The organism is Mycolicibacter sinensis, from assembly GCF_001673565.1.
Classification (GTDB): domain Bacteria; phylum Actinomycetota; class Actinomycetes; order Mycobacteriales; family Mycobacteriaceae; genus Mycobacterium; species Mycobacterium sinense_C.
The window spans coordinates 1-25,585 of record NZ_LZMF01000058.1; the positions used below are offsets into that span (position 1 = coordinate 1).

The following is a 25,585-nucleotide window of genomic DNA, read 5'->3' on the forward strand; positions in this document are numbered from 1 at the left end:
CCAGTCCTGCAAGGCCGCGTGCAGCGGTGTGTAGAAGTCGAACGCGGCAGCACCAGCGGCCGATCCGGCCAGCGCATCGCTGGACAGATCCGACGCGACGAACAGACCGTTGAAGTCATCGCTCAGGTTGCCCCAGGCGCTCGGGTCAAACAGGTCGGCCCACAGATCGTCGAAGTCGGCCCGGGCGGCCGGGACCGACGTCAGCGTTGCGAGGCCGACGGCTGTGAGGATCCCCAGCGCTGCAGGTGCTGTCCTCAGTTCGCCGCGGCGCCCGCGCGCACGGCGCTTCCCTGGCTTTCCCAGAAGATAAGACATCGGACCGACCTCCCTGCGCTGACTAGCGACTTCGGTGCATATTGGGCGACTCTAGCGGAACCGCTAGTGCGAAAAACCGTACCAAACGAATGAGATAGTCGCAGTTTGTAGGCTTCCGGTAGACAATTGACGCTAGCGCAACTACTGTGCTGTTCCTAATGCGCATGTTAACAAGGCGTTACAGCGCTAAGGGCTTATACGGGGAACGGGGGCAATGATGGTTGTTCGGCGCGGTGCCACGGTCAGCAGGAGTTCAGGCAGGGGCGGTTCGAGCCGGCGGATCGTGGGCGCAGCGTCGACAGTCGGCGCGTTCCTGGCCTTTGGAATGGCGCCGTTGGCGGCGGCGCCGGCGGCCAATGCCGACTTCGATGACTTCCTTTCCGACCTGTTTGACCCGAGCGCCTGGGGCAACCTGAGCGATGACTTCAACGGTCTGTTCGTCGCGTCGGATCTGTCCAGCGATGCGCTGGCCGGATCGGCCGCTGGTGCTGCCGCGTTCGACTTCTACACACCGCTGCACGCGGCCTTGCAGGACTGGCTCGACTCGCCGTTCGGTGAGCAGCTCACCGCCCCGCTCAACCAGCTCTTCGCCCCGCTGTACCCCGACGCGTGCGGCGTGATCTGCAACGGCGCGGATGGGACCGAGACCGATCCTGACGGCGGCAACGGCGGGGTGTGGTTCGGCGACGGCGGCGACGGCTGGAACGCGACCGGGGCCGGCATGGCCGGCGGCGACGGCGGGCACGCCGGTCTGTTCGGCAACGGCGGCGACGGCGGCGACGGCGCGGCCGGCGCCGATGGCGGTGCGGGCGGTAACGGCGGCGCCGGAGGCGCCGGCGGGACGATGTTCGGCAACGGGGGTGCCGGCGGCGACGGCGGCCACGGCTCTGGCACCGAATCCGGCATCGCCGGCGCCGGTGGTCACGGCGGGATCGGCGGCGACGGCGGCCAGCAGTTCGGTGCCGGCGGGGCCGGTGGGCACGGCGGCACCGGAGGTACGGCCACCGGGGCCGGAAGCACCGGCGGCGCGGGCGGCGACGGCGGCAACGGCGGTCGCGTCGGCGGCAGTGGCGACCCGGCCGGCGCCGGGCACGGCGGTACCGGGGGCGACGGCGGCGCGGCGACCGGGGCCGGAAGCACCGGCGGCGCCGGTGGCGACGGCGGCAACGGCGGCGGCGGCACGCCCATCATTTTGGGCATCCTGGGAGCCAATGGCGGCGACGGCGGCGCCGGCGGCCTGGGCGGCGCAGCCAGCGGCGTAGGCGGGTTCGGCGGGACCGGCGGCCACGGCGGCAACGGCGGCGGCGGCGCGGGCTTCGGTGGTGACGGCGGGGCCGGCGGCAACGGCGGCAACGGCGGCGCCGGTAGCGAGGGCGCCGTTGGCGGGCTCGGCGGCCCGTCCGGCAAGGGCGGCCCCGGCACCGTCCATGGCAGCACCGGCCCGGCCGGGAAACCGGGCGCAGCCGGCGTTACCTCTTAATCGGCGGGCTGGATCCCCGGCCCGTCAAGGTGCGCGGTCACCAGCTGCGCGACCGCGGCCATGCCAGCGGCATTGGGGTGAAACGGCCACGGCCGCCACGGCAGCGGCAGGCCCGCGCCCACCGTCCAGGGCTGCGCTGACCACGGATGGTGATCGCGACTGGCCTGTCCGGCGCGCACGATCTCACAGCCGGCGGCGGCCGCGGCGGTGGCGGTGTGCCGCTCCAGTTCGCCGGCGATGTGGCGGGCCAGCTCGACGACGGGCTCGGGTAGCCGGCCCGCCCGCGATCCGGCCGGTGGCAGCAAGGTCAGGTAGTCGACGAAGAGCACCCGCGCACCCGGCGCCCGGTGTCGCACCGCTGCACCGACCGCCTGCAGCGCCGCTTCGACTTGGTCGAGGGCCTGCTGGCGCTGGCGACGGTCGAAGAGGGCACCGACCCGCGGCAGCAGCCGGGCGGGCCGGGGCAACAACGCCGCCGCCATCAGCAGCGGCACGTAGCCGACGTCGTTGCCGCCGATCGTGATCGTCACCAGGGTTTCCGAGCCGTCGAGCGTCTCAACCTGCGGCGGTGCACCGAGCTGGCGTTCGGTCAGCAGATGCGCTGTCGTGGCACCCGAGAACGTGACGTCGACGAGGTCGAGGTTGCGTGCATGCGCCACCAGGTGGGGGTAGTTGCGGACCGAGCGTCCCGCCGCCCGGGGTGCGCCGGGGACAGTGGGCCGGATGCCGGGCCCGGCCGCCATAGAACTGCCCAGGGCGACATAGCGATTCATGGCCGGCCGCTCGCGCTGAAAGCGAGTGTCACAGCGCTGGGCTGGACGCCTGCGCCCAGAAGCGCTTCGGAATCCGCCCGGCTCGGCGCGCCAGGTAGCCGGCGGTGACGGCGCCGGCCATCGCCGCCGCCATCGCGGGCGGGTCCGCCGCCCGGGTGACCGCGGTAGCCAGCAGCACCGCATCACAGCCCAACTCCATGGCCAGCGCGGCATCGCTGGCGGTGCCGATCCCGGCGTCCAGCACCACCGGCACCCCGGCTGCTTCCACGATCATCTCGATGCTGTGCGGGTTGGCGATGCCCAGCCCGGTGCCGATCGGCGAGCCCAGCGGCATCACGGCAGCGCAGCCGGTGTCCTCCAGCCGGCGGGCCAGCACCGGGTCGTCATTGGTGTACGGCAGCACCACGAACCCGTCGTCGACCAATTGTTCTGCGGCGCGGACCAATTCGACGGCATCGGGCAGCAGGGTGCGCTCATCGCCGATCACCTCCAGCTTGACCCATTCGGTACCCAGCGCCTCGCGCGCCAACTGCGCGGTCAGCACCGCCTCGGCGGCGCTGCGGCAACCGGCGGTGTTGGGCAGCGGGGTGATGCCCAGCCGGCTCAGCAGGTCCAGCATGCCGGTGCCGCCCTCGGCGTCGACGCGGCGCATCGCGACCGTGGTCAGCTCGGTGCCCGAGGCCACCAGTGCCTCTTCGAGCACGGCCAGGCTATGCGCCCCACCGGTTCCCATGATGAGCCGGGAGCTGAACTCCCGTCCGGCGATGGTCAGCTTCGCGTCATCAACCACCTTGCACCGCCGTCACCACCTCGAGTCGAGCGCCGTCGGAAAGCGTAGTGGCCCACCGTGATCTGGGCAGCACCGCCTGATCCATCGCCACCGCGATACCGCGTTCCGGGTAGCCCATCGACACCAGCAGCGCCGCGACCGTCGTCGCGTCGGCCACTTCAACCTGTTTCTCGTTGACGTTGATGATCATTGCACTCCAACCGGAAGTAGTTCGGACACAACCTGTTCGGCGGTCCATGGGGCCAACAGAAAACCATTGCGGCCGTGGCCGGCGGCGATGACCGTCCGCTCGTCGAGCCGGCGCACCAGCGGCAGGTTATCCGGTGTCATCGGCCGCAGACCGGCCCCGCATTCGGCCAGCTCGTACTCCCCCAGCGCCGGCACCAGGGCGCAGGCGTCGTCGAGCAGGTCGCGCACCCCGGAGACCACCGGGGCGGTATCGCGGCCGTGCTCGTACTGGGTGGCTCCCACCACCACGCCATCGCGGCGCGGGACCAGATAGACCTGCCGGCCGTGCACCCGGGCCCGAATCACCCGCTGCGGAACCGGCAAACAGCCCTTGCGCCAACGCAGCCGCAGCACCTCGCCCTTGACCGGCCGGATCGGCAAGCCGGGCCACAGCGCCGGGGCGTCGATGCCGTTGGCGATCACCACCGCATCGGCGGCAACCTGATCGAGCGCCACGACCGGCCCGGCCCACTCCACCTCGAGTTCCTCGCAGGCGGTGATCAAAGCGGTGACCACCGCGCGATTGTCGACCGCCAACTCGGTGGGGGCCCGAAAACCGTGCCGGATCCCGGCGGCCAGCAGCGGTTCGACCTCGCGCGCGGCCGATTCCCAGATCACCGGGTGCCCCTGTGCGGTCAGCCAGTCGGCGACGGTGCGCAGGTCGGCGACGTCGGCGCGGTCGGCGGCCACCACCAGCGATTCGCGCGCGGTGACGACGTCGGTGGGCAGCCGAACGAGGAAGTCGTGCCACAACTCCAGCGAGCGCAGGCCCAGCCGCAGTTGCTGCTCCTCACCGGGCCAGCCCTCGCTGTGCGGGGCCAACATTCCGCCGGCCACCCAGGAGGCGCCGGGGTCGGCGGTGCGATGCACCCGCACCGACCAGCCGGCCCGGGCGGCCTGCATGGCCACCGACAGACCGATGACACCGCCGCCGATCACGGCCAACGAACCGAGCGAGGGTCCGGGCATGTACTGCTCCCTTCCGCCTCGGTGTCAACACACCAAGCTAGCCGCTAGCGTCGAGGGATGCACGAACGCTCAGACCGTCTGACCCGCCTCCTCGACGCCCGGCTCTACCTGTGCACCGACGCCCGCCGGGAGAAAGGGGACCTGGCCGAATTCGCCGAGGCCGCACTGGCCGGCGGGGTGGACGTCATCCAGCTGCGCGACAAGGGTTCGCCCGGCGAGCAGCAGTTCGGTCCGCTAGAGGCCCGCGACGAGTTGGCGGCGCTGGAAATCCTGGGCGCCGCCGCCCGCCGGCACGGGGCTCTGCTGGCGGTCAACGACCGCGCCGACATCGCCCGGGCCGCCGGCGCCGACGTGCTGCACCTGGGCCAGCACGATCTGCCGCTGCCGATCGCGCGTGAGATCGTCGGGCCCGACGTGCTGATCGGCCGGTCCACCCACGACGGCCAGCAGGTCACCGCGGCGCTGACCGAGCCGGTCGACTACTTCTGCGTCGGGCCGTGCTGGCCCACCCCCACCAAGCCCGGCCGGGAAGCTCCGGGTCTGGAGCTGCTCCAATTCGCCGCGGACCAGCGCTCCGACAAGCCGTGGTTCGCCATCGGCGGGATCGATGCCGAGCGGCTGCCGCAGGTACTGGGTGCCGGCGCCGGCCGGGTGGTGGTGGTGCGGGCGATCACCGCCGCGCAGGATCCGCAGGCGGCGGCAGCGGAACTGCTTGCCGCGCTTACCGGGGCTTAGCGGGGCAATTCAAAGTCCGCGCAGCCCGTCCCAGCTGGCGGCGAAACCGGGGTGCAACGGCAGCGCGGACACGTCCTGCTCGGGCACCCAGCGCAGCTCGGTGCTCTCCCGGTTGGGCACCACCGGCAGCAGCTCGTCGGCGTCGGCGACCACGGTGGTGTAGGTCCACGTAGTGCCGCTGGCCGAGGCGGTGACGAGCGCCGCGCGCACCACGATGCGGTCGGCGGGCAGGCCGGCCTCCTCCTGCGCCTCGCGGATCGCGGCCTGCTCGGCGCTTTCATGACTGTCGCGGGCACCGCCGGGCAGCGCCCAGGTACCGCCCTGGTGGCTCCACCAAGCACGGTGCTGCAGCAACACGGTGCGCGTGCCGTCGGGGCGGGGCGCCCGCAGCAGCAGACCCGCCGCGCCGTGCCGGCCCCAGAAGCGGTCCCCGGTGTCGGAAAACGCCCAGCCATCGCCGTCACCTCGCACGCCTGGAAGCGTATCGGCAGCGGTATGTCTCGGTTGTGGTGAGATCGCGCGACTATTTCGGCAACAACACCCCGCAGGTCGGCGCAGACGACACCTGCGCTCTTAGAATCCCTTTATGCTCGTTGGTGACGCGCAGGGATGGAGTGACGAACAGACGTGACCGTTGAGTTGGCGCATCCGTCAACCGAGCCGGCGGGGTTACGGTCGCCGACCGAATCGGCCCGACCCCGCTGGTGGTTTTTCACCACCACCCCCGGTCGGATCCTGGCCATCGGCCTCATCCTGGCCGTACTCGGCGGCTTCAGCGCGTTTGCCACCGCCACCACGATCAACGACCGGCAGAACACCCTGACCACGGTGCTCGATCACACCGAGCCGCTGGCCTACGCCGCCGGCCAGCTCTACACCACGCTGTCGGTGGCCGACGCCGCGGCGGCCACCGCCTTCATCGCGCAGGGCGAGCCGCGAGCGGTGCGGGAACGCTACGAGCAGGCCATCACCGCCGCCGCGGTGGCGGTGACGCGGGCCTCCGGCGGCCTGAACGACGAGCCGCTGCTGGCGCTGCTGGGGCGGATCAACGCGGAACTGGCCGTCTACACCGGCCTGATCGAGACCGCCCGGACCAACAACCGATCGGGTGATCCGGTGGGTTCGTCGTATCTGTCGGAAGCCTCCGAGCTGATGCAGCACACGATCCTGCCCGACGCCCAGCGGCTCTACCAGGCCACTTCGGCGACGGTGGACGTCCAGACCACGGCGTCGACCCGGGTGCCGGCCCCGGTGATCCTGGTGGTGGCGACCACGGTGTTGTTCGGTGCGTTCGCGCACCGCTGGCTGGCCCGGCACACCCGGCGCCGGATCAACCCCGGGCTGGTGGCCGGTGCTTTGGCGATCCTGCTGATGGTGATCTGGGTCGGCACCGTGCTGGTGATCTCCACCGCGGGCAGTCGCACCGCCAAGGACACCGCCGCCGAATCGTTGAAGGCGATCACCAACCTGGCGATCACCGCGCAGCAGGCGCGTGCCGACGAGACCCTGTCGCTGATCCGGCGCGGGGACGAGGAGGCCCGCAAGCAGACCTTCTACCAGCGCATCGACACCATGCAGGAGCAGCTGCAGGGCTACCTGGACCGCGGCGACGCCGTCGACAAGGCCGACCTGGCCAACGCCGGGCAGCTGCTGACCCGGTGGCGGCAGGCCAACGACCGGATGAACTCCTACATCTCCGTCGGCAACTACCGAGCCGCCACCATGGTGGCCCTGGGCGGCAGCGGCGAGGACTCCACTCCGGCGTTCGACCAGCTCGACGCGGCCTTGGACAAGGCGCTGCAGCACAGCCGCAATCAACTGCGCAGCGATGTCCTCAACGCCCGGCGGGTACTGTCGGTGGCCCCCGTCGGGGGCGCGGTGCTCAGCATGGGGGCCGCGATCGCGGTCGCGCTCGGCTTGTGGCCACGACTGAACGAGTACAAATGATGAATCGCCGACTGTTCGTGGGCGCACTCAGCGCGGTGCTTGTGCTGTCGGGGTTGACCGGGTGCGGCCACTCCGAGTTCGTGACGCCCACCGCGGTGCCCACGCTGCCCCCGCCGACCCCGGCCGGGATGCAGGAGCTGGCGCCCGAGGCGCCGCGGCCGCCGGAGTCGGGCACCGAAAACTGTGACGCCACCGCCAGCCTGCGGCCGTTCCGCAGCAAGGCCGAGGCCGACGCGGCGGTGGCCAAGATCCGCCACCGGGGCCGGCTCATCGTCGGACTGGACATCGGCAGCAACCTGTTCAGCTTCCGGGATCCGATCACCGGTGAGATCACCGGTTTCGACGTCGACATCGCCGGCGAGGTGGCCCGGGACATCTTCGGCACCCCCACGCAGGTCGAGTACCGAATTCTGGCGTCAGCCGAACGCATTGCGGCGCTGCAGAAATCCGAAGTCGATATTGTGGTGAAGACCATGAGCATCACCTGCGGACGGCGAAAGCTGGTGAACTTCTCGACGGTGTATCTGGTCGCCAATCAGCGGCTGCTGGTGCCGCGCGACTCCTCGATCCGCCGGGCCGGCGATCTGTCGGGCAAGCGGGTCTGCGTCGCGCAGGGCACCACCTCGCTGCGCCGCATCCGGGACATCTCCCCGGCGCCGATCATCGTCTCGGTGGTGAACTGGGCCGACTGCCTGGTGGCCATGCAGCAGCGTCAGGTCGACGCGGTCAGCACCGACGACTCGATCCTGGCCGGGTTGATGGCCCAGGATCCGTACCTGCACATCGTCGGACCCAGCATGGACGAGGAGCCCTACGGGATCGGGATCAACCTGGACAACACCGGCCTGGTCCGCTTCGTCAACGGCACCTTGGAGCGCATTCGCCGCGACGGGACCTGGAACACCTTGTACCGCAAGTGGTTGACGGTGCTGGGACCGGCGCCGGCGCCCCCTACACCGAGGTATTCGGGCTGATGGCCGGCGACGATTCCGAGTTCGACGACTTCGACGTTGATGGCCCGGCCACCCAGCGCGCGGACGTGCTGGCCGAATCGTCGTCGGTGCGACGGCCGATGTCGACCCAGGCGATCTTCCGTCCCCGCGAGGGTACGAACCCCGCAGCATCGGGCCACGACGAACCCGATGACGCGGCGATGGTGCGCACGATTGCTCCGCGGCGGCGCCTGGGCGGCGGACTGGTGGAGATCCCGCGGGTTCCCGAGATCAACCCGCTCGAGGCCCTGATGGCCGACCCGGTCGTCGCCGAATCCAAGCGCTTCTGCTGGAACTGCGGTCAACCGGTGGGCCGATCGACCGGCGAGGCCAAGGGCGCCTCGGAAGGCTGGTGCCCGCACTGCGGAAGCCCGTATTCCTTTCTGCCGCAACTCAAACCCGGCGACATGGTGGCCGGCCAATACGAGATCAAGGGCTGCGTGGCACACGGTGGGCTGGGCTGGGTCTACCTGGCGGTCGACCACAACGTCAATGAGCGCCCGGTGGTCCTCAAGGGCCTGGTGCATTCCGGCGACGCCGAGGCGCAGGCCATCGCGATGGCCGAGCGCCAGTTCCTCGCCGAGGTGACCCACCCGTCGATCGTGAAGATCTTCAACTTCGTCCAGCACCCGGATTCGCACGGGGATCCGGTCGGCTACATCGTGATGGAGTACGTCGGCGGGCAGTCGCTCAAGCAGCGCCGCGGCAGCCGGCTGCCGGTGGCTCAGGCCATCGCCTACATGCTGGAGATCCTGCCGGCACTGGGTTACCTGCACTCCTTGGGCCTGGTCTACAACGACCTCAAGCCGGAGAACATCGTGCTGACCGAGGAGCAGCTGAAGCTGATCGACCTCGGCGCGGTGTCGCGCATCAACTCGTTCGGCTACCTCTACGGCACACCGGGTTACCAGGCGCCCGACATCGTCCGAACCGGACCGACCGTGGCCACCGACATCTACACGGTGGGCCGCACCCTGGCCGCGCTGACGCTGAAACTGCGCACCCGCGAGGGCCGCTACGTCGAGGGCCTGCCTGACGACGACCCGGTTCTGAAGAAGTACGACTCCTACCGCCGGTTGCTGCGCCGTGCCATCGACCCGGATCCGCGCCGCCGGTTCACCTCCGCCGAGGAGATGTCCGCACAGCTGACCGGAGTGCTGCGCGAGGTGGTCGCCGAGGACACCGGGACGCCACGGCCGGGGCTGTCGAGTGTCTTCACCCGGTCGCGGTCCACCTTCGGCGAGCACCTGCTGGTCGCCCACACCGACGTCTACCTCGACGGACACGTGCACTCGCAAGACCTGACCGCCCGCGAGATCGTCACCGCCCTGCAGGTGCCACTGATCGACCCGGGTGACGTGGCCGCCCCGCTGTTGACGTCGATGGAGCTCAGCGAACCGGTGCAGACGCTGGATTCGCTGCGCGCCGTGCGCAACAGCGCGCCGGAATCCGAAGGCATCGAACTGTCGGAGTCCCTCGGGCTGCCGTTGATGGAGGTGCGCGCGCTGCTGGACCTGGGCAACGTCACCAAGGCGATGGCCAAGCTCGACGAGCTCGCCGAGCAGGTCGGGTGGCGCTGGCGGCTGGTCTGGTTTCGGGGCGTGGCCGAGTTGCTCACCGGCGACTACGAGGCCGCGCGCAAGGATTTCACCGAGGTGCTCGACATGTTCCCGGGCGAACTGGCACCCAAGATGGCGCTGGCCGCCACCGCCGAGCTGGCCGGCAGCGACGAGGAATGCGCCTTCTACGAAACCGTGTGGCGTACCGATGACAGCGTGATCTCGGCCGCCTTCGGTCTGGCGCGCGCGCTGTCGGTGAAGGGCGAACGCAACGCGGCGGTTCGCACACTTGACGAAGTCCCTGCCACCTCAAGGCATTTCACGACTGCCAGGCTGACCAGCGCGGTGACATTGCTGTCTGGTCGGTCGACGAAGGAGATCACCGAGGCTCAGATTCGCGATGCCGCGCGCCGGGTGGAGGCACTGCCGGACACCGAACCGCGGGTGTTGCAGATCCGGGCGTTGGTGCTGGGAGCGGCGATGGACTGGCTGGCCGAGCACGACGCCAGCACGAACCACATCCTGGGCTTCCCCTTCACCGAACACGGGCTGCGGCTCGGCGTCGAGATGGCGCTGCGGGCCCTGGCCCGGCTGGCGCCGACCCAGGCGCACCGCTACGCGCTGGTCGACATGGCCAACGCGGTGCGGCCGATGAGCACCTTCTGAGCCGTCGCCCCTTTCGTCAGCTGCCCGGCCGCCCGGCCGCCCTGCCGTCGAGTGTGCGGTTTGGTACGGCAGGGGCGGCGTGTCGCGGACCAAACCGCACACTCGGCGGTCGAGGGCGCTCGGCGATCAGCCCAGCTGACGCGGCGAAGATTCCGCGCGACCCGTGGGAGCGGTACTCCCCAATATCAGTGAACTGACATCGTTGAAAATCCCACTACGCTCTTCTCATGACCTCCCCAGCACCGCTGCAGGTCACCCCTGCCAGCTTGCGCGAGTTGGCGCAGCGCTGCGAGGCGCTGGCGGCTCAGGTCGCGCCGATGCTGCCCGCAGTGACTACATCGGGCTGGCAGGCCAGCGCGGCGGCGGTCAGTACCGCCAACGCCGGCGGGAGTAGGGCCTCGACGGCGATGCGCGGGCGGATGACGGCGGCCTCGAACAAGCTCACGACGGCCGCTCACGATTACGAGGCGATGGACAACGACGGCGCCGCCGCCCTGGCTGCAGTCCCCCGCCGCGCAGCCGGCTTCACCCCGTTGGCCCCGCGCGGCTCTGGCGCCGACGGTGGCGCGGCCGGCGGATTCGGGACGCCGAAGTAGCCCGCGATGACCCTTCCGACGCTGGCCGAGATCGAGGACGCGAACTGGAACTACCTCAAGACCAGCGCCGCCGCCTGGAGAAGCCTCGCCCACTCCTGGGAAGCCGCCTTCACCGAAGTCCGTGACGCCTCGGCGCGTCCCGGCGGCACCGCGTGGACCGGCGCCGGCGCCGAAGCCTTCCAGCACCGCGCCGCCGCCGATGTGGTGACGGTGCACAGCCCCGCCGACATGCTGATCAACGCCGCCGGTACTGCCGATCTCGCTTACGACTCGCAGGTGGCAAACAAAGGACTGGTGCTGTCGGCCGTCTATGCCGCTGAACGCGAGGGCTTCCGGGTGGGCGACGACTACTCCGTCACCGACACCTGGACCTACTACACCTCGGCGGCAGAGCAGGAGGCCCGCGAACAGGCCGCCCAAGCCCACGCCAGCTTCATCAAATCTCGGGCCGCCAACCTGGTCGCCAATGAGGCGCAGATCGCCGGCAACCTCACCACTGCCACCGCGGGACTACACGAATTCGCCTTCCCCGGCGAAGGGGCCGACGGAGGGGCGGGGGCTGCCGATGGGCAACCACACGCGGTGCCGCTGGATGACCGTTGGAAGACCGACGCCGACCGGGCCGGCAACCAACGAGAAGCGTTCAACAAGGTTTACGGCCGCGACCCCGTGAGCGACAACGACTGGCGCATGGCGGCAGCGCTGGACCCGCACAGCTACGATCCCAAATATCACGGGGTGCCACCGGAGATCGTCGCGGGCAGGATCACACCGCAACCGGGCAAGGGGGTTGTCCGGTCCAATATGTTCATTCCTGCTGATCACGTGTACAACATCCCGAAGGACATGGACGACTTTCAACACCGACGTCTACGTCCCGATAACTTCGGTGACAATCGGGGTCCGAGCGCAAATGCGGACGTCGAGTGCTCGCGGGTATCGATGTTCGTTGACTACGACAACGGGATGGTTGTGGTCCGCCAGAACCCCACATCGGCGGTTGACGGACAACGCGGCGGCGCGGCGGCAGCAGTGCCGAACGTCCATGTGGCACAAGCGCCAGACGGGCGGTTGACAATCGACTACAACGCCCACGACGCGTACGAGTGGCCGGTAGCGACCGCCGTTGGAGCGACGGTCAACGGACGAATCACCTTCGCTCCACACGCAGACGGCACGGTTGGCCTCGGAGGGAGCACTACTATCTACCCGAGCATGGAGACCTACCAGTACCGCGACGGCGCCGCGCCCGCTCAATTGCAGTGGTCGCCGGCGAACTCGGGCAGCCCATGGGGGCCGGGCACCAGCCTTGAACGCCACCACTGGATCGGCGATACGTCGATCCACGCGGTACGCCCCGATATGCCGAACTGGAAATGGGAGCTGGAAAACGCCCTGCCGCATAACGCCCTGCCATTTTTTGACGATCCGTTCGTTAGTCATACGACGCGGCTCACGGATCCCTTCAAGAGCAGCGCGCCTACGGTAGGCACCGGCCGATGAGGTTCCATTTCACTAGACCATCGCTGGGGCGGGTGGCTCTTTCAGTCGCTGCTGTCTACGCCGTGGCCAGCGTGGCGTCTGGCACGGCACTATCGGTCTCGGCGCTCACCGACGAATACCCGTATTCGGTCGGCGAATACATCCGGATCTACATCTGGTCCGTCTTGCTATGGGGTCAGGCTTACTTGCTGATCCCCTGGTTCATCACGATTCCCGTCATCATCGCGCTCGGCATATTCATCGCAAGCGTCCGCCGCGGCGAGACGGGCGCGAGCACCGAACAGACTTCTACCGGGCAATGACGCGTCTTCACTTCGCCAAACCATCGCTGCGACGGGCGCTCTGGTCGGTAGCCGTGGTCGCAGTCGCGTGCTGTGTGATTGTGGGGCTTGCAGAGTCGATCGGCTTGATTGTTACGCCACGGGATACGTCGCCAGTTCCCGACGGGGGCGAATACGTTCGGCTGGTTGTCTTGTGCCTAACGTTTTGGGGGCCAATTCTTGTGCTCACGGTCTGGTTCATCAGCGTCCCGGTCATCCTCGTCCTCGGCTTGCTGATCGCAAGCGTCCGCCGCGAGACCGACGAGAGCACTAAGCAGACTCCTGCTGGATGACGAGTCGCCTTCGCCTCGCCAAACCACCTCTGCGGCGGGCGATTTGGGCCAACGCGGTGCAGCCGTCGAATGTGCGGTTTGGTACGCCGGTCTCGGCGTGTCGCGGACCAAACCGCACACTCGGCATAAAGTCGCCGGACCTCAGCCCAGCCGGCGCAGCCGCGGCTCCAGGTCGGTCTTGAACAGCTCCAGGAAACGCCGCTGGTCGTGACCGGGGGCGTGGAACACCAGGTGGTTCAGGCCCCACTGCACGTACTGGCCGACCTTCTCCACCGCCTCGTCGGGATCGGAGGCGACGATCCAGCGCTTGGCGATCTGCTCGATCGGCAGCGCATCGGCGGCCTTCTCCATCTCGATCGGGTCGTCGATGGAGTGCTTCTGCTCGGCGGTCAGGCTCAGTGGCGCCCAGAACCGGGTGTTGTTCAGCGCCAGCTCTGGATCGGGATCGTAGGAGATCTTGATCTCGATCATCTTGTCGATGCCGTCGGCGTCCCGCTCGGCGGCCTCGGCGCCGGCCAGCACCGCGGGCATCAGCTTCTCGGTGTAGAGCTCTTCGCCCTTGCCGGAGGTGCAGATGAAACCGTCACCGGCCCGCCCGGCGTACTTTGCCACCGCCGGCCCGCCGGCCGCGATGTAGACCGGGACGCCGCCCTCGGGCACGTCGTAGATCGAGGCGCCCTTGAGCCGGTAGTAGTCGCCGTCGAAATCCACCCGATCGCCGCGCCACAGCTCGCGCATCAGCCGCACCGATTCGCGCAGCCGGGCGAACCGCTCCTTGAACTCGGGCCACTGGCCGGTGAAACCGGTGGCGATCTCGTTCAGCGCCTCGCCGGTGCCCACACCCAGAAAGACCCGCTGCGGGTACAGACAGCTCATGGTGGCGAAGGCCTGCGCGATGACGGCCGGGTTGTACCGGAACGTCGGGGTCAGCACCGAGGTACCCAGCAGGATCTTCTCGGTGCGCTCCCCGACCGCGGTCATCCAGGCCAGCGAGAACGGGGCATGCCCGCCTTCGTGGCGCCAGGGCTGAAAGTGGTCACTGACGGTGGCGCTGTCCATGCCGTGTGCCTCGGCGGCCACACCGAGCTCCACCAGTTCCCGCGGCCCGAACTGCTCCGCCGACGCCTTGTATCCGAGTTTGAGTTCCGCCATTCCACCTTTTCTACCCTCCCGCGCTCTTCCTAGACTCACGGGCATGGGTGAAAGGCTGGTCGAGGTCGTTCCCGTGACCGAACGGGTCCACCTGGCCCGCGGTGAGGCGGTCAACTGGCTGCTGGTCACCGATGACACCGGCGTGCTGCTGATCGACGCCGGCTACCCCGGAGACCGCACCGACGTGCTGGCGTCGCTGGGCGCCCTGGGATACGACGCCGGCGATGTGCAGGCGGTGCTGCTCACCCACGCCCACGTCGACCACTTCGGTGCGGCGATCTGGCTCGCCAAGACCTATGGCACACCGGTTTACTGCCACGCCGACGAGGTGGGCCACGCCAAACGGGAGTATCTGGAGCAGGCCTCGCCGCTGGCGGTGGCTCCGCAGCTGTGGCGGCCGAGCTGGGTCCGGTGGAGCGTGCACGTCCTGCGCAACGGCGGTCTGAACCGCGAGGGCATCCCCTCAGCCCAGCCGCTGACCGGCGACATCGCCGCCGGGCTGCCCGGCCAGCCGGTGGCCATCCCCACGCCGGGCCACACTCGCGGCCACTGCTCGTATCTGGTGGACGGGATACTGGCCAGCGGCGACGCCCTGATCACCGGCCACCCGGTGCTGTCACACACCGGCCCGCAGCTGCTGCCGGCACTGTTCAGCCACAGTCAGGACCACTGCATCCGCAGCCTGGCGGCGCTGGCGCTGCTGGAGACCGACATCCTCGCGCCCGGCCATGGCGATGTGTGGCGGGGCCCTATTCGGGAGGCTGCGGAAGCCGCAACCGAGCGTGCGGGCAAACCTTAAGGTCACGATCCGATAAGTGCTGATCACGGAATTTAAGAGCAGCCTTACCAATCGGATCCGCATTTGCGGCACTCCTGCCCGGATCGACCGGCGAGTGATCAATTTGCTACCCCAGTGCACATTCGGCTGTGCTCCGGGACACATGTCGCACCCCCCGGCCGCGCGTACCTTGGGCTCCGGACGGGAATTGTATTAACCACCCGGAAGGAAACATCCATGTCGAAAACCCACGGCGTCACCATGATTCGGCGATTCGGCCTCGGCGCCGGACTGCTGGGCGCCACTGCCGCCACCCTGATCGCCGCGCCGTCGGCATCAGCGGCACCGGACTGCAGCCAGGCGTCGGTGACCAGCACCGTCGACTCGGTTACCGGTTCGGCTCGCCAGTATCTGAGCGCACACCCCGGCGCAAATGCCGTGATGAACCGGGCCATCAGCTCACCACGGCCGCAGGCCGCGGCCGAGGTGCGCAGCTATTTCACCGCCAACCCGCAGGAGTACTACGAGTTGCGTGGCATCCTGGCGCCGATCGGTGAGAAGCAACAGCAGTGCCAGACGACGGTGCTGCCGCCCGAATTGGCTTCTGCCTACGCAGAATTCATGGCGGGATAGCGCCCCTGGGACAGCTCCTACTGCCCGCGCGAACCTCTTCACCCACTGCTGCGGGCAGTAGGAGCGGCCGCAATGGCCCGATCAATTCTTCAGTTGCCCAGGGCAATAGGCGTTGGCGGCGATGGCGGCGAATTGCGCAGCGCCGTCCAGCGTGAGCGCGGCGTTATCGCTCTGCACTTCTCTGACGACCTGCAGCCCGGATTCGCCGTTGCTGATCGACCCGCAGACCGCCCGGGCGGCCGCGATCGCTTGCCCTTCACTGGCAAACGTCATCCCCGACTGCTTCAGGGACGCGATGAAGGCAGGGTCATTGTCCGCGCCGTCGGGGTCCGCCTGAGCGGGAGTGGCCCCGGCGAGCGCGAGTGCCAGGCCCGCTACCGCGACGATCTCTTTCACGCTCATCACCACCCGATACTCACATCCGTGCCAGCAGGTGGGCCAGTTCGATGTAGAGCGGTATACCGATCGTCACGTTGTAGGAGAAGGTCAAGCCCAGCGACGCGGCCAACGGCAGGCTGGGACTGGCCTCGGGAATGGCCAACCGCTGGATCGCTGGAACGGCGATATAGGACGCTGCTCCGCAGAGTACCGCGAAGAGCACGTAGGTCCCGGTCTCCAATTGGAACCCGGTGAGCTGAGAATACAAGTGCGCCACCAGGATACCGATCGTTGCGAAAAGGTTCGGCGCGAGCAGCCCGAACAGGATGAAGCCTCGGCCCGCCGCTCTCAGATCCCGCAGCTTGCGGGACGCGGTCATCCCCATCTCCAGCAGGAACAGACACAGCGCCCCCTGGAACGCGGTCAGGAAGACCGGATCATCGACGGCAGTGACCTTCTGTCCCTGCAGTCCGCTGATGAATCCGATCGCAATACCGCCCATGAGCAGGCATAGGCCGGGATTGAGAAAGACCTCGCGAAGGATCGCGCCGGAGATGAAGGAGGTCTCCGCGTTAGGCGCGGCAGTCTTCCCGGATTCCGCTTCGAGATTTTCCGGGAGATCATCGAGTGCAACGAAAGAGACGGTCTCCGTACTGCTCCCCTGAGCAGCCCGAACCACGCTTGCGGCCGACCCCGTGTAGCCGATCTCACCGGGCAGCAGACCGGTGGAGTCCATTCCTCTGCGCCGCAGCCGAGCCACCAGGAGCAGCGCGACCAGACAGCCGGGAATCTCCATGATTGCCAGCATGACCGGCATATAAGAGTCGAAGACAATGTCCGCGGTGGCCAGCACGCCCACGCAGGTGGCAAACGTGCCCGCCGAGTCCGAACCGTAATAGCCGGCGACCGTGGCCCGGTCCACTTCTCGCATTCTCGTGGTGTGCTTCAAGATGAAGTAGGCCAACGCGCCGATGACAAAGTTCACGAGGAACCCGGTCACCATGAAACCGAGCACTCCTCCGATGCTGGACATGCTGATCCCAGCGAGCTCTTCGCCGCCGTGCCAGCCGATTGCCAGCAGCAGGTACATGGTGAGCCCGTGGTAGATCGCCGGCGGAAACTCAAACGGCACCTTCAAGATCGGCAAGAGGAAGCCTAGGTAGAAGAACAGCAGCAGCGGCTTGAACAGGTTGTGGCTGAAGTTCTGCCAGAACTCCAAAAGCATTTGCATGATTTCTCCGATTCCGAAGCGGGTCACGATGGGATGCGGGGCGTCAGACCCCGGATGTCTTGGGCGCCTTCGTTCTCCTGCCCTTGAGATGCACAGCGTGGATTCCCGGCTTCCTCGACAGCTCGTCGAGCAAGTCCTCCAATCCGGCTTGGTCGGTATTCCAGTGCTGCACCGAGTCGGGTTGATGGCGCAGCTTGGCGAGGACTTGGTCGAGCTTGGCGGGCGTCTTGGCCCTCCGGCCGGTGGTGACGCTGGTCCGCCCTGCGGCGGCGACCCGGGGTGCCGCACTGCCGACAGCGCCACCGGTCATGCCACCCAGTGCCATCTGACTCAGCAGGCTCCCGGGAACGGCGGCGGGCGTTCCGGCCGTCGGCAGCGCGCTGGCCGCCAACCTGATCGCCGGGCTTTGGCCGGCCCAGGCGGGTGGGACGGACAGCGACCCCACCATATTGGCCTCGCCCATCCCGGCCGACACGCTGGACATCAGTGCACCGGACGGCGGCAGCGCGAGTCCTGCACCCATGCGGGTGCCCGGGATCTCGACGAGAGCACGTCCGAGCGGGGGCGCGAACTTCAGAAAGTTCTGGATCGGGAAGTTGGTGAGCATGGAGACGTCATTGAACTGAGTGGTGAAGCCGAGGGGGACCTTGAGAGCTGAATACATCGCCGCAAACGTCGAACCGGCGTCGGGCGAGCCGGTCAGGGTGTTCAACATGTTGTTGAAAAACGCGGTGTACCGGGTCGCCATATCGGCGCCTGCCTGCAGCATCGGGTTCGAAGCCGATGACACGGCAGCGGTTGACGGAGCGACCGGCGCGTTCGCGTTGGTGGTCTGCGGCGGTTGGGTGAAAGCGCTGATCTTGGTGGCGGCTGCCGACGCCGCCGCATAACCGTGCATGGCCGCGGCATCCTGGGCCCACATCTCCAGGTACTGGGCTTCGGTAGCTGCGATCGCCGCGGTGTTCTGGCCGACCACGTTCGTCGCGAGTAACGACGTCAACTGGGTACGGTTGGCCGCCACCGCTTCCGGTGGTACGACGGCCGCGTAGGCGGCTTCGTAGGCGGCTGCGGCGGCCTGCGCCTGCGCGCCTGCCTCGGCGGCCAGCGCCGCGGTGGCCGACATCCAAGCCGCATAGGGTCCGGCCGCGGCGGCCATCGACTCGGCCGACGGGCCGGCCCATGACCCAGCGGTCAATCCCGCCACTACCGTGTTGTAATCCGCTGCCGCGGACTGCATTTCACCGGCCAAACGGTCCCATGCCGCTGCCGCCGACAGCAACGGACCGGACCCTGGACCGGTGTAGAGGTTTCCCGAGTTGGTCTCCGGCGGTAACAGAGAGAAATACATTCGCCTATCCCCCCTCCCGTAGCGCAGCCCAGCTTGCGGGCGCGGGGCCACAAGCCGGCTTCGAAACGTCAGTCATCGCCGAGCTCCGGAATCACAACGATCGTGGCCGCCGCCGGGTCTGCCTCTGCAATGGCGCCGAGCACATCGGCGCCCACTCCGCAGCCGGCAGTACCGGTCATCGTCGCGCCGACGGTGCGGCCGGTCGTGGCGCCCATGGCACGTCCGGCCAGGCTGGAGAGGGCCATCTCACTGAACAGTGCGTCTTCACCGGCCAACGCGGCTGCCGGAGCGGCCGCGCTTGTCGGCAGCGACAAGACAAGGGGTTGGATCGCCGGTGCGGACGTGGCCCACGCCGTCGGCACCGACAACTGTCCGACCAGCGCCGCCCGGCCGAGCGTGCCCGTCACCGGGCCCCCGCCGAGTCCGGCCGCCGGAATGGTCTGGCTCGCCAGCGACGACAGCGGCGTCAACGCGCCGGTGATAGCCTTCGGGCCGGCCAGGTATGAGGTGGCGCCCATGGCATTGATCGGCCAGCTGAATATCTGTCCGAACGACAGCAACGGACCGCCGGGCACAGACGTCCATCCCAACATCGGGCTGTACGCCCCGCTCAGCGTTGACATGATCGTGTTCCAGTTGGCCAGATCGGTGCCGAGGCCGCCCGGCAACGCCGATCCCGCCACGGCGGGACTCCCTGACAGCGATTGCAGCGTATTCGGCAACGTTGCCATCGCCTGCGAAACCTGCTGCGCAACAGAGCTTGCCGGACTACTGGTGGCCTTCGCGGTCGCGGCTTCCTGCTCGGCAACGCCAGCCGGGTCGGTGGTCGGCGGCGGCTCGGCGAACGGCGCCAGTTGGGCGGCTGACGCCGAGGCACCGGCGTAGCCGTACATGGTTCCGGCATCCTGGGCCCACATCTCGGCGTAGTGCGCCTCAGTGGCCGCGATCGCCGGAGCGTTGAGCCCGAGAATGTTCGTCGCGATCAACGTCATCAGCAGGCTGCGGTTCGCAGCGATCACCGGTGGCGGAACGGTGGCTGCGAACGCCGCCTCGTAGGCGGCGGCGGCCGCGGTCGCCTGCACTCCCGCCTCTTCGGCCTGGGCCGCAAGTCCGCTCATCCACTCGGCATATGGCGCAGCCGCCAACGACATGGCGTTGGCGGACGACCCATGCCAATCGGCGGACAGGTCCGATATGACCGCACCGTAGCCCGCGGCCGCCGAGTGCAACTCCGCCGCCAGCTCGCCCCAAGCGGATGCCGCGGACAGCAACGGGCCTGGGCCGGCCCCCAAGTACATCCGGCCGGAATTCACCTCCGGCGGTAACGCCCCGAAATCCATTTCCACCCAACCCCTTTACAACTGCCCCAGGAGATGCGAGTCACCCGATGCTCTGCACTGCGGTCATCGAGCGCTTCGATATGGCCGACGCTGGGGCTGTACCCGCGCGATGCAGCGTGTGAGAACCACGTAACCTCCTGGAAATACCGGTCATTCACGCATCGTCGCGCTGTCCGCCTGTTGACGAATCATCAAGCTAGGCCCACTTGCCGGGGATTCGCTGTGTACGAGCTGCGAAGTAATTACCGAAAGTCCCTCTTGGACAAATTGAATGACGGAGAAGCTCCGCAGGAAGACCGCTCTCCGAGGAGGCGTTACTCGACGGTTGGGTCAAATCAAACATGTTGAGCAGCAACCCCATTCGGTCGCCAACCCCTTTCACCGTCACAGGTTGTATAAGTTCACTGCGGTGTCTGGCAATCGCTCCGGTCAGTGACGACAGTCGCACTTAATATGACGTTGTACGAGATAAATGGTCCCGCAATGCTTCCCGAAGTGAGAAACAATGGTGATGGCTAGCTCCGGGTAGCGGCGACATAGCGGATCGCGGCCGGGGCCCCGTCCAGCTCACGGTCCGTCAACCGGGGCAGCCGGGCGGCGGCGAACAGCTCGCCGATCCCGGAATCGACCGTCATCCAGTCGCTTTCGGTCAGGTGCCGCACCACATCGGTGTGCTCTCCGGAATAGAACGGTCCCGGACCGGTCAGGCTCAAGCCGCGGCGGCGCCAGCGCTCGACGAGGGATTCGTGATGCACCGCTTGCGGCCGGCTCGGCGGCACCGCGTGGTCGGCGGCGAGCCGGCTGCCCGGGGCGCTGAGCGCGCTCACACCGTCGAGCAGGCGGTTCTGCGCATCCGACGGCACATACCAGACCAGCAAACCCTCGATGACCCAAGCGGTGGGCGCGGTGGCGTCGAAACCGACTCGCCGCAGCGCCGCCGGCCAATCGCCGCGCAGGTCGACACCGACCGCACGGCGGTTGACACTCGGCGTACTGCCCCAGGCTCGCATCGTGGTGGCTTTGAAGTCGACCACCGGCGGATGGTCCACCTCGTAGACGACGGTCTCGGCCGGCCACCACAACCGGTAGGCGCGGGTGTCCAGTCCCGAGCCCAAGATCACCGCCTGACGGATCCCGCCGCGCGCGGCGTCGGTGAAGAATGCGTCGAAGAACGTGGTGCGGGCCGCGGAGAACTCCGCCAGCCGCGGGAACCCGCCGTCCTTGCCGAGCCGGCTGATGTCCAGATCGCCATCGGCCACCCGGATGCAGAAGTCCAGGCCCACCTTGTGCACCAGCGGCGCGGCGAACGGGTCGTTGATCAGACCGCGCGACGTCGCCGCCGCCCGCGCCGCGGCCAGCACCGTCGCGATGACCCCGGCGCCGGTGGCCAGGCTTCCGGCGTCATCGGCGGCCGGCGCCGTGCTCATGGGTGTCCACCGGGGCGGCACGATGTTCAGTGCATCTCTCTGCCGGCCGGCACCCCGTGCACGACCGCCTGAACCTGGGCGTCGATCCCGGCGGCCACCGCGAACAGCATCTCGTCGCCGGCCCGCAGCGCGTCGGCCGCCCGCGGCAGGATGACCGCGTCGCCGCGCAGCACCGCGATGAGCGCGGCTCCCTCGGGCAGCGCGACGTCGCAGATTTGTTGGCCGATCAGCGTATTGTCCTCGGGCAGTGTCAGTTTCATCAGGCTGGCCTGACCGCTCCGCAGCCCCATCAACGACACCAGGTGGCCAACGTCGATGGCCCCCTCCACCGCGGCGACCATCGCCCGCGGTGTGGAGACCGCCACGTCGATACCCCATTCCGCGGTGAACAACCGATCGTTGCGGGCGTTGTTGACCCGGGCCACCACCCGGGCGACCCCGAACTCGGCCTTGGCCAGCAGCGCGACGGCCAGGTTGGCCTTGTCATCACCGGTGGCGGCGATCACCACGTCGCAGATCTCGATGCCGCATTCCTGCAGCGCGGACAGCTCGCAGGCGTCGGCCAGCAGCCAGTCGGCTTCGGGCACGGAGTGCGGTTCGTAGTGCGCCGGGTTGCGCTCGATGAGCAGCACCCGGTGGCCGTCGCCGATCAGTTCTCGTGCGACAGATCGCCCCACCGCACCTGCACCGGCGATCCCGACGCGCATGATCGCTCCCCTCCTCCGCGCACCGCCCCTGGCCTGATCCGGGTGTACCACAGTGGTGGCGGCAGTACTGATTTACTGACAGATAACACGAACCCGCTGACCATGAGCGAATCACACGATCGGGTTCGACCACCACCGACGGCCCGAATGGGGATCAGATGAGCCTGGAACAGCTCTACCTGGCCCTGCTGATCGGGGGCCTGGTGCTGCTGGCGAGCATCATCGCCACCCGGGCGGCGGATCGGGTCGGGCTGCCCAGCCTGCTGCTGTTCCTGCTCGTCGGGGTGGCGATCGGTAACGACGGACTCGGGCTGGACTTCTCCGATGTGCAACTCGCCAGTGACCTGGGCACGACTGCGCTGGCGGTGATCCTGGTCGAAGGTGGCTTGACGACGACGTTCGGCAACATCCGCCGGCTACTGGCACCGGCGGCGGTGCTGGCCACCGTCGGCGTGGTGGTCAGCATGGCGGTGATCGCGGTGGCCGCCCACCTGCTGCTGGGCGTCAGCTGGCAGCTGGCGCTGCTGCTGGGGGCGATCGTCTCGCCCACCGACGCCGCCGCGGTGTTCTCCATTCTGCGGGTGCTGCCGCTGCCGCGGCGGGTGGCCGGTCTGCTGGAAGCGGAGTCCGGTTTCAACGATGCGCCCGCGGCGATCGTGGTGCTGATGCTGAGCACCACGCCACTGACGATCGCGCCGCTGCACGCCGTGGGCAGCGTCGTCTACGAGCTGGTGGTCGGGTCGGCCATCGGTTTGGTCGCCGGGCTGCTCGGGGCGATGATGCTGCGTCGCGCCGCGCTACCGGCGTCCGGGCTGTACCCGCTGGCCACGTTCGGGCTGGCCATGGTGGCCTTCGCGGCCGCCGCGTCCGCGCACGCCAGCGGCTTCATCGCCGCCTACCTGTCGGGCGTGGTGTTGGCCAACTCCGGCCTGCCGCACCGCGCGGCGATCCGGTCGTTCGCCGAGGGGCTGGGCTGGCTGGCGCAGATCGGGCTGTTCGTACTGCTGGGCCTGTTGGTGAGCCCGAGCCAGCTGTCTGGCGAGCTGATCCCGGCGCTGGTGATCGGGGCGGTGCTGCTGCTGCTCAGCCGGCCGCTGTCGGTGGTGGCCTCGCTGATCTGGTTCCGGGTGCCGTGGCGTGAGCAGATCTTCTTGTCCTGGGCCGGCCTGCGCGGCGCGGTCCCGATCGTGCTGGCCACGTTTCCGATCGTCGAGGGTGTTCCGGACAGCTACCGGCTGCTCAACATCGTGTTCATCCTGGTGGTGGTCTACACGGTGGTGCAGGGCCCGAGCCTGGGTCTGTTTGCCCATTGGCTCGGGTTGATATCGCGCGACACCACCCGCGAGATCCAGGTCGAGGCGGCCCCGCTGGACGTCTTGGAGGCCGAACTGTTGACGATGACGGTGCAGCCCGAATCGAAGCTGCACAACGTCTCGGTGCTCGAGCTGCGGCTACCCGACCCGAGCGTCATCACCTTGATCATCCGCAAGGGCGACACCTTCGTCCCGCAGCCCGACACCCGGATCACCGCCGGCGACGAACTGCTGATCGTCACCACCAGCAAAACCCGCGCGTCAGCAGAACGCCGGCTGCGGGCGGTCAGCCGGCGCGGCAAGCTGGCCCACTGGTTCGACGAGTACGGCGACTCGGAGTGAACCCCTGGCGTTGACTCTGCGCGTACCAGGCAAAAGTGCGAGTGACCTGCCTGGTGGCCGCAGAGTCAACGCAGGGTGATCAGCGGGATCACGGTCTCGGCCGGGGTGGGCCCGCCGTGGAAGCCCACCAGCTGCGCGGTCTGCGGCGGCTCGTGCTCGGTCGCCAGGATCGCGGTATCGCCGCTACAAGTCACCACGATGTCACCGATGCGGGCCAGGTGCTGCTCGCGCACCGGCCCGAAAACGCCTGCGGCCACGGCCTGTTCGCGGGTTTGGACCAGTGCCCGGCCGGCGAGCAGTTCGGTCCAGGTGGCCAGCACCTCGGCCGTCGCACCGGGCTCGGTGTGCAAGTAGCGCACCCGCGGCTCGCCGGCCACCACCCGAATCCCGGAGCGCAGCCGCGGGTCGGCATCGAGGTCGATGCGCGCCTGCTCGGGCACGTTCAGCCCGCCGTGGTCGGCGGTGACCACCAGCGCGGCATCGCCGGGCAGGTGGTCGAGCAGATGACGCAGCAGCGCATCGACTTTGGCCGCCGCGGCGTGCCAGTGGTCTGAGCCGATGCCCGAGACGTGCGCCGCGTGGTCCAGCGCCGCGGTGTAGCCGTAGACCAGGCCCGGTGCCGCCGCCAGTTCCGCGGCGACCCGAGCGGCGTAGTGCTCACCCTTGGCGACCGGGCGAAACTCCGCGCCCCGGTAGGCGGCCTCGGTCAGGCCGCTGCCGATGAACATCTGCGGCAGCACCGCCCGGGCGCTGATCCGAGCGTCGCGGAGTCGTTCGAACCAGGTCGGCACCGGCTGCCAGGACGCCGGCGACGGCTCGTCAGCCCAGAAGATGTGGGTCAGCACGGAAGCGGTTCCGGGCACGTTGACGGTGAAACCCAGCACGCCGTGCTCTCCCGGCGACGCGCCGGTGCCCAGCGAGACCAGGCTGGTCGGCGTGGTCGACGGGAAGGTGCAGTCCAGCTCGGTCAGCCGCCCCGTCGCGCCGGCCAGCACCGCGGCCAGCAGCGGCGCGTCGGCCGTCAACTGCGGCAGCAGGTGATAGCCCAGTCCGTCGACCAGCACCACCGCCAGCCGCCGCACCTCGCCGACCTGCTCTATCAGGCCAAGGGCGTCGGTTGCGCCGACAACCCCGAGCGCTGCGGCCGCGGACGGCAGGATGTCGCAGATCGAACCGGGCACCGGTTCAGACTGCCACCTACGGCAGGGCCGCCGGCCGGGGCGTCGGTGCAGCGTTAGTGGCGCTGGTGTTGGACTTGGTCCGCGGCGCACCACCACCGCCACCGCCCGAGCCGCCACCGCTGCCGCCCGAGCCGCCACCGCTGCCGCCGGAGCCGCTGCTGGGGAGGCTGAATTTGGGCATGCTGGGCAGGCTGTTGTGGGAACTGCCGCCCTCGTTTTCGGCACCGGTATGGGTATCGGGGGTGCCATCGGAGGACGCACCGGAGCCGGCGGTGTCGGGAGTCGTGTCGTCGCCGGCCCCTTGGTGGAACAACTGGTCGAGCTGGCCCAGCGGATCCTGAAGGACGCCGCCGAGATCGCCGAGGTCACCCGGGTCGGCCGGGATCGCGCCCAGGTCTACGTCGGCACCGGCGGTCGCTGCGCCGAAGATGCCGTCGAGCAGGTCGTCGAAGTCGGCGTGCGCAGTCGGTGCGGCCAGCAGGCAGCAGGCCAGCGCCAGAAACGCCGCGACTACCCCTGCTCCCGAACCGCCCCGCCGGCGACCGCTCATCTGCGAAACCCTTCACTTGGATTGCGCCGAGCATTGATC

The 25,585-nt window shown here is 68.6% G+C and carries 25 protein-coding genes and 1 pseudogene; 11 read left to right on the plus strand and 15 right to left on the minus strand.

Translation table 11 applies throughout. The features are described from left to right. The coding region (locus A5648_RS09430) for a hypothetical protein (RefSeq protein WP_207511598.1) at nucleotides 1-315 on the minus strand (315 nt) is incomplete at its 3' end. Between the two features lie 616 nt (nucleotides 316-931). Here A5648_RS09430 and A5648_RS24975 point away from each other — a divergent pair. Beyond that, nucleotides 932-1,765 (plus strand): annotated as a pseudogene (locus tag A5648_RS24975) (PGRS repeat-containing protein); the annotation flags it as partial. A gap of 26 nt (nucleotides 1,766-1,791) precedes the next feature. On the opposite strand, the gene A5648_RS09440 reads toward A5648_RS24975, so the two are convergent. The 4 genes from A5648_RS09440 to thiO are packed head-to-tail and all read right to left on the minus strand — an operon-like array spanning nucleotide 1,792 to nucleotide 4,555. Next, nucleotides 1,792-2,568 (minus strand): SGNH/GDSL hydrolase family protein, encoded by a 777-nt coding sequence (locus tag A5648_RS09440; protein WP_065024295.1) that lies wholly within the window; start codon nucleotides 2,566-2,568, stop codon nucleotides 1,792-1,794. A 28-nt stretch (nucleotides 2,569-2,596) separates the two neighbouring features. Then, nucleotides 2,597-3,358: a thiazole synthase gene (locus A5648_RS09445; RefSeq protein ID WP_082966407.1), complete on the minus strand. Its 762-nt coding sequence runs from the start codon at nucleotides 3,356-3,358 to the stop codon at nucleotides 2,597-2,599. After that, a complete protein-coding gene (gene thiS, locus A5648_RS09450; protein WP_065024296.1) occupies nucleotides 3,351-3,548 on the minus strand; it encodes a sulfur carrier protein ThiS in 198 nt (65 codons plus the stop codon). The genes A5648_RS09445 and thiS overlap by 8 nt, the downstream gene beginning before the upstream one ends. Beyond that, nucleotides 3,545-4,555, minus strand: a complete 1,011-nt coding sequence (thiO, locus tag A5648_RS09455; RefSeq protein ID WP_065024297.1) for a glycine oxidase ThiO — start codon at nucleotides 4,553-4,555, stop codon at nucleotides 3,545-3,547. The genes thiS and thiO overlap by 4 nt, the downstream gene beginning before the upstream one ends. 57 nt (nucleotides 4,556-4,612) lie before the next feature. On the opposite strand from thiO, the gene thiE reads away from it, so the two are divergent. Continuing rightward, nucleotides 4,613-5,290: a thiamine phosphate synthase gene (gene thiE, locus A5648_RS09460; protein ID WP_065024298.1), complete on the plus strand. Its 678-nt coding sequence runs from the start codon at nucleotides 4,613-4,615 to the stop codon at nucleotides 5,288-5,290. 9 nt (nucleotides 5,291-5,299) lie between these two features. Here the strand turns inward: thiE and A5648_RS09465 are convergent, their stop codons facing one another. After that, nucleotides 5,300-5,761: an NUDIX hydrolase gene (locus tag A5648_RS09465; RefSeq protein ID WP_065024299.1), complete on the minus strand. Its 462-nt coding sequence runs from the start codon at nucleotides 5,759-5,761 to the stop codon at nucleotides 5,300-5,302. Nucleotides 5,762-5,917: 156 nt separating this feature from the next. Between A5648_RS09465 and glnX the strand changes: the two genes are divergently transcribed. The 6 genes from glnX to A5648_RS09495 all read left to right on the plus strand — a co-directional run bounded on the left by glnX (nucleotide 5,918) and on the right by A5648_RS09495 (nucleotide 12,855). Then, the gene (glnX, locus tag A5648_RS09470; RefSeq protein WP_065024300.1) at nucleotides 5,918-7,237 is read left to right on the plus strand and encodes a protein kinase G-activating protein GlnX; all 1,320 of its coding nucleotides are present in this window, start codon (nucleotides 5,918-5,920) and stop codon (nucleotides 7,235-7,237) included. Then, nucleotides 7,234-8,211, plus strand: coding sequence for a glutamate ABC transporter substrate-binding protein (locus A5648_RS09475; protein ID WP_082966408.1), 978 nt, complete (start codon nucleotides 7,234-7,236; stop codon nucleotides 8,209-8,211). Before glnX ends, A5648_RS09475 begins: the two co-directional genes overlap by 4 nt. Further along, nucleotides 8,211-10,454, plus strand: coding sequence for a serine/threonine-protein kinase PknG (locus tag A5648_RS09480; protein ID WP_065024356.1), 2,244 nt, complete (start codon nucleotides 8,211-8,213; stop codon nucleotides 10,452-10,454). Before A5648_RS09475 ends, A5648_RS09480 begins: the two co-directional genes overlap by 1 nt. A 227-nt stretch (nucleotides 10,455-10,681) precedes the next feature. Further along, nucleotides 10,682-11,050: a type VII secretion target gene (locus tag A5648_RS09485; RefSeq protein WP_065024302.1), complete on the plus strand. Its 369-nt coding sequence runs from the start codon at nucleotides 10,682-10,684 to the stop codon at nucleotides 11,048-11,050. Nucleotides 11,051-11,056: 6 nt separating this feature from the next. Further along, the gene (locus tag A5648_RS09490; protein ID WP_065024303.1) at nucleotides 11,057-12,553 is read left to right on the plus strand and encodes a hypothetical protein; all 1,497 of its coding nucleotides are present in this window, start codon (nucleotides 11,057-11,059) and stop codon (nucleotides 12,551-12,553) included. 62 nt (nucleotides 12,554-12,615) lie between these two features. Beyond that, nucleotides 12,616-12,855, plus strand: coding sequence for a hypothetical protein (locus tag A5648_RS09495; protein ID WP_131810544.1), 240 nt, complete (start codon nucleotides 12,616-12,618; stop codon nucleotides 12,853-12,855). A gap of 452 nt (nucleotides 12,856-13,307) precedes the next feature. On the opposite strand, the gene fgd is transcribed toward A5648_RS09495, so the two are convergent. Next, the gene (fgd, locus tag A5648_RS09505; RefSeq protein WP_065024306.1) at nucleotides 13,308-14,318 is read right to left on the minus strand and encodes a glucose-6-phosphate dehydrogenase (coenzyme-F420); all 1,011 of its coding nucleotides are present in this window, start codon (nucleotides 14,316-14,318) and stop codon (nucleotides 13,308-13,310) included. 55 nt (nucleotides 14,319-14,373) lie between these two features. On the opposite strand from fgd, the gene A5648_RS09510 reads away from it, so the two are divergent. Further along, nucleotides 14,374-15,117, plus strand: coding sequence for an MBL fold metallo-hydrolase (locus A5648_RS09510; protein WP_207511642.1), 744 nt, complete (start codon nucleotides 14,374-14,376; stop codon nucleotides 15,115-15,117). Between the two features lie 216 nt (nucleotides 15,118-15,333). Then, complete coding sequence (locus A5648_RS09515; RefSeq protein WP_065024308.1) at nucleotides 15,334-15,729, plus strand: heme-binding protein; 396 nt, start codon at nucleotides 15,334-15,336, stop codon at nucleotides 15,727-15,729. Nucleotides 15,730-15,810: 81 nt separating this feature from the next. Here A5648_RS09515 and A5648_RS09520 read toward each other — a convergent pair whose 3' ends face one another. The 6 genes from A5648_RS09520 to A5648_RS09545 all read right to left on the minus strand — a co-directional run bounded on the left by A5648_RS09520 (nucleotide 15,811) and on the right by A5648_RS09545 (nucleotide 22,160). Continuing rightward, entirely contained in the window at nucleotides 15,811-16,125 is a 315-nt protein-coding gene (locus A5648_RS09520; protein WP_065024357.1) for a DUF732 domain-containing protein, read from the minus strand. 19 nt (nucleotides 16,126-16,144) lie between these two features. Next, nucleotides 16,145-17,332, minus strand: a complete 1,188-nt coding sequence (locus A5648_RS09525; protein WP_065024358.1) for a sodium-dependent bicarbonate transport family permease — start codon at nucleotides 17,330-17,332, stop codon at nucleotides 16,145-16,147. A gap of 49 nt (nucleotides 17,333-17,381) precedes the next feature. After that, entirely contained in the window at nucleotides 17,382-18,686 is a 1,305-nt protein-coding gene (locus tag A5648_RS09530; protein ID WP_065024309.1) for a PPE family protein, read from the minus strand. A 68-nt stretch (nucleotides 18,687-18,754) separates the two neighbouring features. Beyond that, a complete protein-coding gene (locus A5648_RS09535; RefSeq protein WP_065024310.1) occupies nucleotides 18,755-20,026 on the minus strand; it encodes a PPE family protein in 1,272 nt (423 codons plus the stop codon). A gap of 515 nt (nucleotides 20,027-20,541) precedes the next feature. Further along, nucleotides 20,542-21,453 carry an SAM-dependent methyltransferase gene (locus A5648_RS09540; RefSeq protein WP_065024311.1) on the minus strand — a complete coding sequence of 304 codons (912 nt, stop codon included), beginning with the start codon at nucleotides 21,451-21,453 and terminating at the stop codon, nucleotides 20,542-20,544. Between the two features lie 26 nt (nucleotides 21,454-21,479). Next, entirely contained in the window at nucleotides 21,480-22,160 is a 681-nt protein-coding gene (locus tag A5648_RS09545; protein ID WP_065024312.1) for a potassium channel family protein, read from the minus strand. A gap of 158 nt (nucleotides 22,161-22,318) precedes the next feature. Here A5648_RS09545 and A5648_RS09550 point away from each other — a divergent pair, with 158 nt between their 5' ends. Then, nucleotides 22,319-23,815 (plus strand): potassium/proton antiporter, encoded by a 1,497-nt coding sequence (locus tag A5648_RS09550; RefSeq protein WP_065024313.1) that lies wholly within the window; start codon nucleotides 22,319-22,321, stop codon nucleotides 23,813-23,815. Between the two features lie 65 nt (nucleotides 23,816-23,880). Here A5648_RS09550 and A5648_RS09555 read toward each other — a convergent pair whose 3' ends face one another. Then, nucleotides 23,881-24,996, minus strand: a complete 1,116-nt coding sequence (locus A5648_RS09555; RefSeq protein WP_065024314.1) for an alkaline phosphatase family protein — start codon at nucleotides 24,994-24,996, stop codon at nucleotides 23,881-23,883. Between the two features lie 16 nt (nucleotides 24,997-25,012). Beyond that, a complete protein-coding gene (locus tag A5648_RS09560) occupies nucleotides 25,013-25,546 on the minus strand; it encodes a hypothetical protein (protein ID WP_234787380.1) in 534 nt (177 codons plus the stop codon). Between the last annotated feature and the right edge of the window lie 39 nt (nucleotides 25,547-25,585).

Coding starts and splice junctions, on each gene's coding strand:
- A5648_RS09550 (WP_065024313.1), top strand. CDS start 22,319: ATGAGCCTGGAACAGCTCTACCTGGCCCTGCTGATCGGGGGCCTGGTG.
- A5648_RS09485 (WP_065024302.1), top strand. CDS start 10,682: ATGACCTCCCCAGCACCGCTGCAGGTCACCCCTGCCAGCTTGCGCGAG.
- thiS (WP_065024296.1), bottom strand. CDS start 3,548: ATGATCATCAACGTCAACGAGAAACAGGTTGAAGTGGCCGACGCGACG.
- A5648_RS09490 (WP_065024303.1), top strand. CDS start 11,057: ATGACCCTTCCGACGCTGGCCGAGATCGAGGACGCGAACTGGAACTAC.
- A5648_RS09540 (WP_065024311.1), bottom strand. CDS start 21,453: ATGAGCACGGCGCCGGCCGCCGATGACGCCGGAAGCCTGGCCACCGGC.
- thiO (WP_065024297.1), bottom strand. CDS start 4,555: ATGCCCGGACCCTCGCTCGGTTCGTTGGCCGTGATCGGCGGCGGTGTC.
- A5648_RS09480 (WP_065024356.1), top strand. CDS start 8,211: ATGGCCGGCGACGATTCCGAGTTCGACGACTTCGACGTTGATGGCCCG.
- A5648_RS09560 (WP_234787380.1), bottom strand. CDS start 25,546: ATGAGCGGTCGCCGGCGGGGCGGTTCGGGAGCAGGGGTAGTCGCGGCG.
- A5648_RS09535 (WP_065024310.1), bottom strand. CDS start 20,026: ATGGATTTCGGGGCGTTACCGCCGGAGGTGAATTCCGGCCGGATGTAC.
- A5648_RS09545 (WP_065024312.1), bottom strand. CDS start 22,160: ATGCGCGTCGGGATCGCCGGTGCAGGTGCGGTGGGGCGATCTGTCGCA.
- A5648_RS09530 (WP_065024309.1), bottom strand. CDS start 18,686: ATGTATTTCTCTCTGTTACCGCCGGAGACCAACTCGGGAAACCTCTAC.
- A5648_RS09525 (WP_065024358.1), bottom strand. CDS start 17,332: ATGCTTTTGGAGTTCTGGCAGAACTTCAGCCACAACCTGTTCAAGCCG.
- A5648_RS09440 (WP_065024295.1), bottom strand. CDS start 2,568: ATGAATCGCTATGTCGCCCTGGGCAGTTCTATGGCGGCCGGGCCCGGC.
- A5648_RS09515 (WP_065024308.1), top strand. CDS start 15,334: ATGTCGAAAACCCACGGCGTCACCATGATTCGGCGATTCGGCCTCGGC.
- thiE (WP_065024298.1), top strand. CDS start 4,613: ATGCACGAACGCTCAGACCGTCTGACCCGCCTCCTCGACGCCCGGCTC.
- A5648_RS09475 (WP_082966408.1), top strand. CDS start 7,234: ATGATGAATCGCCGACTGTTCGTGGGCGCACTCAGCGCGGTGCTTGTG.
- fgd (WP_065024306.1), bottom strand. CDS start 14,318: ATGGCGGAACTCAAACTCGGATACAAGGCGTCGGCGGAGCAGTTCGGG.